This is a genomic window from Lentzea indica (assembly GCF_012184385.1).
Classification (GTDB): Bacteria; Actinomycetota; Actinomycetes; order Mycobacteriales; family Pseudonocardiaceae; genus Lentzea; species Lentzea indica.
The window spans coordinates 1-8,429 of sequence record NZ_VSRL01000333.1 but is presented as its reverse complement, the minus strand read 5'-3'; the positions used below and the strand labels follow the sequence as shown (position 1 = coordinate 8,429).

General features: G+C 67.2%; 10 protein-coding genes and 1 tRNA gene. 5 read left to right on the top strand and 6 right to left on the bottom strand.

From position 1 onward, the window contains the following. From FXN61_RS44490 to FXN61_RS44480, 3 genes are all read right to left on the bottom strand, one after another. Positions 1-721, bottom strand: a 721-nt coding sequence (locus FXN61_RS44490) for a PucR-like N-terminal domain-containing protein (protein ID WP_512698768.1), incomplete at its 3' end; no start/stop codon positions are given. Positions 722-779: 58 nt separating this feature from the next. Beyond that, complete coding sequence (locus FXN61_RS44485) at positions 780-1,433, bottom strand: GAP family protein (RefSeq protein ID WP_223165854.1); 654 nt, start codon at positions 1,431-1,433, stop codon at positions 780-782. Between the two features lie 88 nt (positions 1,434-1,521). Further along, positions 1,522-1,995: an SRPBCC domain-containing protein gene (locus FXN61_RS44480; RefSeq protein WP_167979853.1), complete on the bottom strand. Its 474-nt coding sequence runs from the start codon at positions 1,993-1,995 to the stop codon at positions 1,522-1,524. Between the two features lie 151 nt (positions 1,996-2,146). Here FXN61_RS44480 and FXN61_RS44475 point away from each other — a divergent pair, with 151 nt between their 5' ends. From FXN61_RS44475 to FXN61_RS44460, 4 genes are read left to right on the top strand one after another with little or no spacing between them, the layout of a single operon-like run. Then, on the top strand, positions 2,147-3,031 hold the full coding sequence (locus FXN61_RS44475) for an ABC transporter ATP-binding protein (protein ID WP_167979852.1): 885 nt from the start codon (positions 2,147-2,149) through the stop codon (positions 3,029-3,031). After that, positions 3,028-3,735, top strand: coding sequence for an ABC transporter permease (locus FXN61_RS44470; RefSeq protein ID WP_167979851.1), 708 nt, complete (start codon positions 3,028-3,030; stop codon positions 3,733-3,735). The genes FXN61_RS44475 and FXN61_RS44470 overlap by 4 nt, the downstream gene beginning before the upstream one ends. Continuing rightward, on the top strand, positions 3,732-4,871 hold the full coding sequence (locus FXN61_RS44465) for a sensor histidine kinase (RefSeq protein ID WP_167979850.1): 1,140 nt from the start codon (positions 3,732-3,734) through the stop codon (positions 4,869-4,871). The genes FXN61_RS44470 and FXN61_RS44465 overlap by 4 nt, the downstream gene beginning before the upstream one ends. Beyond that, positions 4,868-5,473 carry a response regulator transcription factor gene (locus tag FXN61_RS44460; protein ID WP_167979849.1) on the top strand — a complete coding sequence of 202 codons (606 nt, stop codon included), beginning with the start codon at positions 4,868-4,870 and terminating at the stop codon, positions 5,471-5,473. Before FXN61_RS44465 ends, FXN61_RS44460 begins: the two co-directional genes overlap by 4 nt. On the opposite strand, the gene FXN61_RS44455 is transcribed toward FXN61_RS44460, so the two are convergent. Beyond that, on the bottom strand, positions 5,470-6,402 hold the full coding sequence (locus FXN61_RS44455; RefSeq protein WP_167979848.1) for a prenyltransferase/squalene oxidase repeat-containing protein: 933 nt from the start codon (positions 6,400-6,402) through the stop codon (positions 5,470-5,472). The genes FXN61_RS44460 and FXN61_RS44455 overlap by 4 nt on opposite strands. 308 nt (positions 6,403-6,710) lie before the next feature. Between FXN61_RS44455 and FXN61_RS44450 the strand changes: the two genes are divergently transcribed. Continuing rightward, a tRNA-Leu gene (locus tag FXN61_RS44450) sits at positions 6,711-6,793 on the top strand. A gap of 167 nt (positions 6,794-6,960) precedes the next feature. Here FXN61_RS44450 and FXN61_RS44445 read toward each other — a convergent pair. Together FXN61_RS44445 and FXN61_RS44435 are read right to left on the bottom strand one after the other, a co-directional pair. Further along, positions 6,961-8,043: an integrase core domain-containing protein gene (locus FXN61_RS44445; RefSeq protein ID WP_167979847.1), complete on the bottom strand. Its 1,083-nt coding sequence runs from the start codon at positions 8,041-8,043 to the stop codon at positions 6,961-6,963. 220 nt (positions 8,044-8,263) lie between these two features. Next, positions 8,264-8,429 (bottom strand): cold-shock protein (locus FXN61_RS44435; RefSeq protein WP_167979846.1); only part of this gene is annotated, 166 nt, incomplete at its 5' end.

Here is an 8,429-nt window from a genome sequence, read left to right as displayed (position 1 = left end):
CCCGGCAACGCCCTCGCAGCCAGCGCGGCACGGCGACCGGGTTCGGCACCAGCAGGTACGGCGTGGCGTCCTCGAAGTTCACCAGCACCTCGCCCGGCAGGTCGTCGGCGGCCGCAGCGGACGGCTCAAGGGCGACCGCCGACAGCCGATCCGGCATCGGCCAGGCCGCGGCCTCCGCCGCGTCCAGCACGACCTGCCAGTTGCTCGCGGGATCGCCGACCAGCAGCTCCATCAGCTTGCGCCGCTTGCGTTCCAGCGTGCCCGCCGCACTCGCCTGCGCGGCCGCGTAGCCCTCGACCGACAGGCTCACCAGCTCGTCGACGTGGGCGATCATCGCCTCACCCAGCACCGACATGAGGTGCAGTGACAGCTCCCGTCGCTCGGCGAACGCGCACACGTGCCGCCACGCCACCCGCGCCCCGATCCGGTAGGCCGCCTGCAGGCTGTCCAGGCTGCGGCCGGACTTGAACTCCCACGCGCCGAGCTTGCGGTGGATGTCGTCGTGCGGATCCGGTTCGGCATCCGGCGCGGCGATCCTGTCGACGAACTTCACCAGTGCCTGTCGAATGCCGTCGACGACGTTGTCCCTGAACTGGCCGTATTCGGGAATCGATTTCTCGATCGCCTCGAAAATGCTCACCGAAACGGGCGCGACTTCCATTCGGAGCAACGGCGCCAGCTCCCGCGGGACAGATCTGCGCGGATCGTCCAGCTCGGTCATCCTCGCGAGTGTAGGAGGAAAACGAAACCGGGTCGTTCAGCCAACTGGACCAAATGGTTCACACGAAGAACAGCCGTGCGATGGCATCTCGCGCCACCAGGAACCCGGCAATGCCGAGAATCCAGCCGGTGGTGCTCGCCCCCTTCTCCGCGAACCACGTGCTGATTCGGTTGAGGAACGGCTCGATCCGGCTCCGCAACGCGAGCCGCCCGCCGAGCAGCAGCACCGCCGGCACGATCATGACCAGGCAGTATCCGGCGAGCAGCAGCCCGATCTGAGCCGGGGCGAGGTCGGCGGCGCTCATCATGCCGATCGCGCCCAGGTACGGCAGCATCGTCGCGAGCTCGACGACACCCGCCAGCACAGCGATGCCCGCGACCGCTGCCGCGGACCCGTTGGCGTTGATCCGGTCCTGCCACTTCCCGGTGTCCGGCTTCTTCTTGCTGTCGAACCGGAAGCTGATGACGAACAGGAACACGCCGATCACCAACTGGATCCACAGCGCGACCTTGCCGTCGAGATGGTCGATCACCCGCGAGGCGCCGAGCACGATCAGCACGCCGACCACGAAGTAGAAGACCGTGATCGTGCCGAGGTAGACACCGAACCTGGACAGCCGCAGCCGTCCCGGTGTGAGCATCAGCCAGATCGGGATGAACAGCGTCCCGATGCTCGTCGAGTCCAGCAGCGCCAGCCCCGCCAGCGCAGCCACCAGTCCCAGTGTCATTGGTCCCCCCGGTCCAGAACCGCTTGTACCCTCGCGGCCCGTTTTAGCACGACCGTGAGATTACGACCTTGATCTACCGTTGGCAAGCCGCGGCCAGGTTGCGCAGCGAGTTGGCGAGGTGATCAGGCCCGAAGGGCGGGAACTCGATGTACTCGCGGATGGACTGCGGCACCGCCGACCAGTCGTAGGTGAGCGTGACCTCGGTTTCCGACGGACCTCGCCGCTCGAGGTCGTAGCGCCAGATCCAACCACCGAACCCCAGTTCGCCGTCGTCCTTCTCGTACCCCGTCAGCCAGCCGATGGCGTGGGGCGGGTCGATGACCGCGACCTTGTTGGCGGTCCGGTAGTCGCCGTCGGGGTGGTCGGCGTGGTGCATGGCCATCCGGAAGACCTGCCCCGCCTCGGTCAGCGGCGCCCTGTCGACGACGTCCTGAACCCAGCCGGTGCCGTCGATCGCGGCGTGGGTCGTCGGGTCGGCCAGCACCGCGAACACCCGCTCGGCGGGCACGGCGAAAGTCAGCGTGGCGCTCACGCTCTCCTGATCCATGGGTTCACGCTTCAACGCCTCCGTGCGCGACGCAACCTCCGGGCCACACGCGGTCCGGGGTGCCCCTCAGACGGACGACATGACATCTGTCATGGCTTTTTGGTGTGGCGCCGCACTGCCTTCGCGCGGCGTTTGCCGAGATCGTTGACCTATGACAGTGATCGAGGTGCGCGGGCTGACTCGCCGGTACAGCGGGGGTTTCGAAGCCGTACGGGGCGTCTCATTTGATGTGGAGCGGGGCGAAATGTTCGCTTTGCTCGGCACGAACGGTGCGGGAAAGACCTCCACGGTGGAGGTTGTGGAAGGGCTCTCACGTCCTGCGGCGGGCACTGTTTCGGTGCTCGGGCACGACCCGTTCCGAGAGCGCTCTCTCGTTCGGCCGCGAGTCGGCGTGATGCTGCAGGAAGGCGGTTTCCCACCCGACCTGACCGTGACCGAGACCACGAAGATGTGGGCGGGGACTCTGACCTCTCCGCGCCCGGTTGATGAAGCGTTGTCTCTCGTCGACCTGGCGCATCGGGCTTCGGTGCGGGTGAAGCAGTTGTCCGGCGGTGAGCGGCGGCGGCTGGATCTCGCGCTGGCGTTGCTGGGAAAGCCGGAGGTGCTCTTTCTCGACGAGCCGACGACCGGACTCGATCCGGAAAGCCGGCGCAACACGTGGGAACTGATTCGTTCCCTTCTGCGCGAAGGCGTGACCGTGCTGCTGACCACGCACTATCTGGAGGAGGCGCAGGCGCTGGCTGATCGGCTGGCGATCATGCACCGCGGCCGGATCGTCGCGCAGGGAACGGTTTCCGAGGTGGTGGACGCGTATCCGGCTCGCATTTCGTTCGTGCCGCCTGCCGGTGTTCCGCTGCCCGTGGTTTCGGACGTCGACGCGTCGGGGCGCGTGACCGTGCGGACCAACAATCTGCAGGAGACGCTGTATGAGCTTCTTGCGTGGGCTCATGCCAACTCGGTCGAACTGTCCGGTTTGGACGCTCGATCGGCGTCCCTCGAGGAGGCGTTCCTCGCGATCGCGGAGGAGGCGGCATGAGGGCCGTGGCTGTGGGGCAGGCCGAGCTGAAGTTGTTCTGGCGCAACCGGACCGCGCTGTTCAACTCCCTGGTGCTGCCGTTGCTGATCGTGCCGGCGCTGATGGCGGTGGACGCCGACGGCGAGCCGCTGCTCGTCGGGCTGGTGGGGTTCGTCCTGGTGATGGCGGTGTACTACAACCTCGTCACCACCTTCGTCGCGCGACGCGAAGAGCTTGTGCTGAAACGTCTTCGCGTTGGAGAGCTGACGGATCCGGAGATCCTGTTCGGCGCGTCCCTGCCGTCCGTCGTGGTGGCTTTGGGACAGATGGCGTTGTTCGCGGTGATCGTCGGTGTGGCGACGGATGCCTCTTTGCCTTCGCGGCCGTGGTTCCTGGTCATGGGTGTTGTTGGTGGCGTGGTCATGTTCGTACTGCTGGCGGCGGCGTCGTCGGCGTTCACCCGGACCGTCGAGATGGCGCAGGTGACGACCCTGCCGGTGCTGGTGGCCTGTCTGATCGGTTCGGGGCTCTTCTTCCCGATGTCCGTCGTGCCGGAGGGCGTCGCCACGGTGCTGCGCCTGCTGCCGTTGACCCCGGTGCTCGACCTGGTGCGGGCGAGCTGGGACGACGGCCCCGTGCTGCGACCGTTGACCGTCCTGGCGGTGTGGATCGGTCTGGGGACCTACGCTGTGCGACGCTGGTTCCGCTGGGATCCTCGGAGGTGAGTTTGCTCGGCTGGTGGCGGTCCCGGAGCAACGCGGCGCGGTTCGACTTCTACGTCCGCGTCACGTTCTACCTGAGCTATCTGGTCCTGCCACCGTTGCTGATCCTCGGCCTGTCCGAGGAGATCAGCACAACCGCCGTCGTCGTGATCTCGGCGGCGGCGCTGCTCCACGCCCTGCTCAGCGTGCGACTGGTCCACCTCGGCATCGAACACCACCTCGGGAAGGCTCCCCACCCGCGCCGGCTCCTCGCGATCTTGCTGGTGTACACCTGCGCCGTGCTGGTTGCCGGGGAGCTCGCCTTCCCGCACCCGACACCTGGCAAGCCCGACGGCCCCGCCGACGGCATAGCGGTGATGTTCCTCGTGCTGACGATCACCACCCTGTCCGCGGTGCTCCGGCCACGCACTTTGGTCCTGGCAGCCGCGGCCGGTGGCGTCTTCATGTTCCTCACCTCCGAACCGTCCCGCGCGGTGGCCATCACCGTCATGCTGCCGGTTGTGGCTTTCGGCTTCCGCACGACGCTGTGGATGGTGGGCCTCGTCTGGGAGCTGGACCGCTCCCGCGAGATCCGCGCCAACCTGGCCGTCGCCGAGGAACGCCTCCGCTTCGCCCGCGACCTGCACGACGTCGTGGGCCGCAACCTCTCCGTGGTGGCCCTGAAAGCCGACCTGGCCGCACAACTGGCCCGCCGCGGCCGTCCGTCAGCGATCGACGAGATGCTGGAAGTCCGCCGCATCGCCCAGGACTCCCTGGACGAACTGCGCGCGGTCGTCAGCGGCTACCGCACCGCCGACCTGTCCGTGGAACTGGCCGGCGCCCGTTCCCTGCTGGCGTCAGCGGGGATCGACTGCCGCGTGATCGGCGACGTCGACGTCGCCGGCGACCCGGCGGACGCGCTGGGCTGGGCCGTCCGCGAGGGCGTCACCAACGTGCTGCGCCACAGCGAGGCCCGTTCGTGCACGATCACGTTGCGCGGCAAAGTACTCACCATGTCCAACGACGGCGCCTCACCCGCCGGCTTCCGCTTCGGCAGCGGCCTCACCGGCCTGCGCGAACGCGTCTCAGCCCTGGGCGGCTCCGTGACAGCGGCCCCGGAAGCTCCCAACCGCTTCGTGCTCACCGTGGAGCTCCCGTGATCCGCATCCTCCTGGCCGACGACGAACACCTGATCCGCGGCGCCATGGCCGCGTTGCTAGCGCTGGAAGACGACCTGGAAGTAGTCGCCCAAGCCGCCACCGGCGCCGAAGCCCTCGCCACCGCCCGCGTGGTCCGCCCCGACGTGGCCGTGATCGACCTGCAAATGCCCGACCTGGACGGCGTTTCCGTAGCCCAGGCTCTGGCTTCCGAGCTTCCGTCCTGCTCCACGATGATCGTCACGAGCCACGGCCGCCCCGGCCACCTGAAACGCGCGTTGGCGGCAGGCGTCCGAGGCTTCCTCCCGAAAACCGTCTCCTCCGACGTGCTCGCCACGGTCGTCCGCACCGTCCACTCCGGCGGCCGCTACGTGGACCCGGCCCTGGCCGCCGAAGCCATCAGCGCCGGCGACAACCCTTTGACACCAAGAGAAGCCGACGTTCTGGAACTAGCTCTCGAAGGCGCCCCCATCGAGGAAATCGCTCGCCGCGCTTCGTTGTCCCCCGGCACAGTCCGCAACTACCTGTCCTCCGCCGTGGGCAAAACCGGCGCCTCGAACCGCCACGAGGCAGCCCGCTTCGCCCGAGCCCGAGGCTGGATCTAGCTGTCCCACCACTTGAGCACCCTCATGGCAGACAACGTCAGCCACTTCGACGGCTCACCCGCGCCGACGTCGATCTCGAACCACACCCGCCCAGGATGCCGCCCGGCCTGCAACCACGTCCCGTCGGACTGCCTGGCATCGCGGATCATCGCGATCGCCTCCGCCATGCGCGGGTCCCTCGTTCCGGCCTGCCGGAAGTACTCAGCCGCGTTGAGAACGCTGTAGCCCCAACGAAAAGGCGACCGAAACTCGCCGACCCACTCCCCCACAGGCTTGTTCGTCGACAGCCTCTTGAACAGGTGCCTTTCGAGCAGGTACTCGTCGCCTCTTCTTCTCGCGGCCCTGGTCTCCTTCGTTCCCCCGGTCGCCTGCTCGTGAACCAGCAACCCCTTCAACGAGTTGAGCGTCGAGTGAAACGACGACCTCGTCGACCCCTCAACCCACTCGCAGTTCCACCCGCCGTCCTCAAGCTGATGCTCGACGAACCACCCAGCGATACCCTCGACGTCCGCACCGAGCCACACCCCGTTGGCCAACGTCCACGAGTTGATGCAGCAGTCGACCTCGCCACCCCAATAGGGCAGGCCCTCGTACTCCCACCGACAGCCCGCCTCGAGCAACTCGACGGTCCGCCTGTCCGTGAGCACCTTCGGATCGAGCCCCCACTCCCTGAGGGAACTCAACGACCACGTGGTGGCCGTCCAGGGCTGCCCTTCTTCCTTCCCGTCGAACCCCTTGGGAAAGAACGCCCCACCAGCCCACATGCCATCAGCACCCTGCTCGTCGAGCAGCCGCGCCCCAAACCCCTCAGTGGCAACCAGCGCCCGCGTTTCCTGCCAAACCTCCCGCGGCGCGTGCAGGAGGTCCCGCTGAACCTGCCACCGCAAGGCCGGGTCGGAGTCGAGCAACCACTCGGTCAGCTCACGCACGCCGCGACTCTAGCCCGCGACCGATCTAGTGGTGTGCGACCTGACCGGCGCCATCCGCGGCGCTCTCAACGCCCCACCGACGTTCGTCGAAGCCACCCGCACAATCCCACCCCAGCGTCCTGACTCACGCCGCCGTGATCACCGAGCCCAACGCGACCGATGCGTGATCCGCTTTCTCCTCCCGCCACACCAGCTGATCACCGCCCCGACCAGCGCAAACCCCTGCACGGGGACCCGATTTTGGCGTGCGGCGACGATCATGTAATCTATGCACACACCACGGTGCGAACCGCGGCAGAACTTAATACGTCCGGGTGGCGGAATGGCAGACGCGCTAGCTTGAGGTGCTAGTCCCCGAAAGGGGGTGGGGGTTCAAGTCCCCCCTCGGACACAATCGCTAAGTACACGCGGAGAGGTCGTCGCATAGACGGCCTCTTTTGCTTTGTCGTACTTCAGCTCAATCCCAAGCTCCCCGTAGAGCCTCGCGAGCTTCTCCGGCTGGCCTTCCTTGATGATCGCCGTCACATCCTGTGCCGCTCGAAAAGTCATCGCTGCACGTCATGCGGCGTATCTGTACTCGTTGATGAGTCCGCCGAGGATCTCGGCGCGGAGCAGCTTGCGGGTCTTGATGTCGTGCACGACGGCGGGTTGCTCTCGAGTCTCGGGCGGTAGCTGGCTGCGGGCCTGATGCGGTCGGTGCTCGTTGTAGTGGATCTCGTAGGTGGCAAGGACTTGACGCGCGTGGGCTTCTCCGGTGATGAGGATGTGGTCGAGGACCTCGCGCCGGATGGTGCCGATGATGCGTTCGCAGTGGGCGTTCATCCGGGGTGCCTGCGGCGCGCTCTTGATCACGCGTAGTTCCTCGGCCTCGAAGACGGTGTCGAACGCCTCGCCGTACTTGCTGTCGCGGTCGCGCAGCAGGAAGCGCAGTGACTCCATGCGCGTTCCGATGTCGGCGGCGAGGTTCCTGGCTTGCTGCACGGTCCAGTCGCGTGTCGGATGGATGGTGATGCCGGTGATGTGCAGGCGTCTGGTGCCGTGTTCAAGGAACGCCAACGCGTATAGGCGTGTGCCGAGTGCGATGTCGATGTGGAAGAAGTCCGCCGCGATGATGCCCTCGGCCTGGGCTGTGAGGAACTCTCGCCAGGTCGGACCGGATCGACGTGGTGCTGGGTCGATGCCCGCTGCGTTCAAGATCTTCCAGACGGTGGAGGCGGCGATTCGATGTCCGAGTCGGGCCAGCTCGCCTTGGATCCGCCGATGTCCCCACCGCGGGTTCTCTGTGGCGAGCCGGAGCACGAGTGCCTTGATCGCTGCTCGTGTGGGTGGGCGTCCGGTACGTCGTCGCGCGGTGTAGTCCCATTTCCAGGCGATGAACCTGCGATGCCAGCCCAGCAACGTGCCTGGCGTGACTGGGAAGATCTCGCGCCACCGCGGACGACGTATCAGCCTGGATAGCGCGGCGAACCAGAATCGGTCTGCCGGCTCGTAGCGGACCGGAAAGACCAGCTGTCGGCGAAGCACGGTGTTCTCGTGCCGCAGCACGAGAAGCTCCGCGTCCTTCTCCGCCTCACCGCGGAACAGCACCGACGCGGCAGACAGCAACTTCCCAGTCACCTTGTACAGCAGGGACACGATCACCTGAGCATGCTCCCAGCCTGGGAAGGATGGGCTGGCACGCTGCGGTGATGACTTTTCGAGCGGCACAACCTCGCTGGCGTGCCTGGCCGTCCTGGACGGGGTGCCGGCCGCCGAGGCGGTCGCGTACGTGCGGGCGCGCTACGAACACCGGGCAGTCGAGACGCCGTGGCAGCGCCGCTACGTCGCCCGCTTCGAGGCGTCGTAGGACCGTCCCGGACGGTCAGGCGTGCTCGACGGCATCGGCCTGCGGGCCCCGGTCGCTCTGCCGGATGCGGAAGCGCACCCGCTCGCCAGCCACCAGGGGCTCGCCGGAGACCACCGAGACGTGCACGAAGAGGTCGGGCCCGCCCGCGTCGGGGGTGATGAAGCCGAAGCCGCGGTCGGCG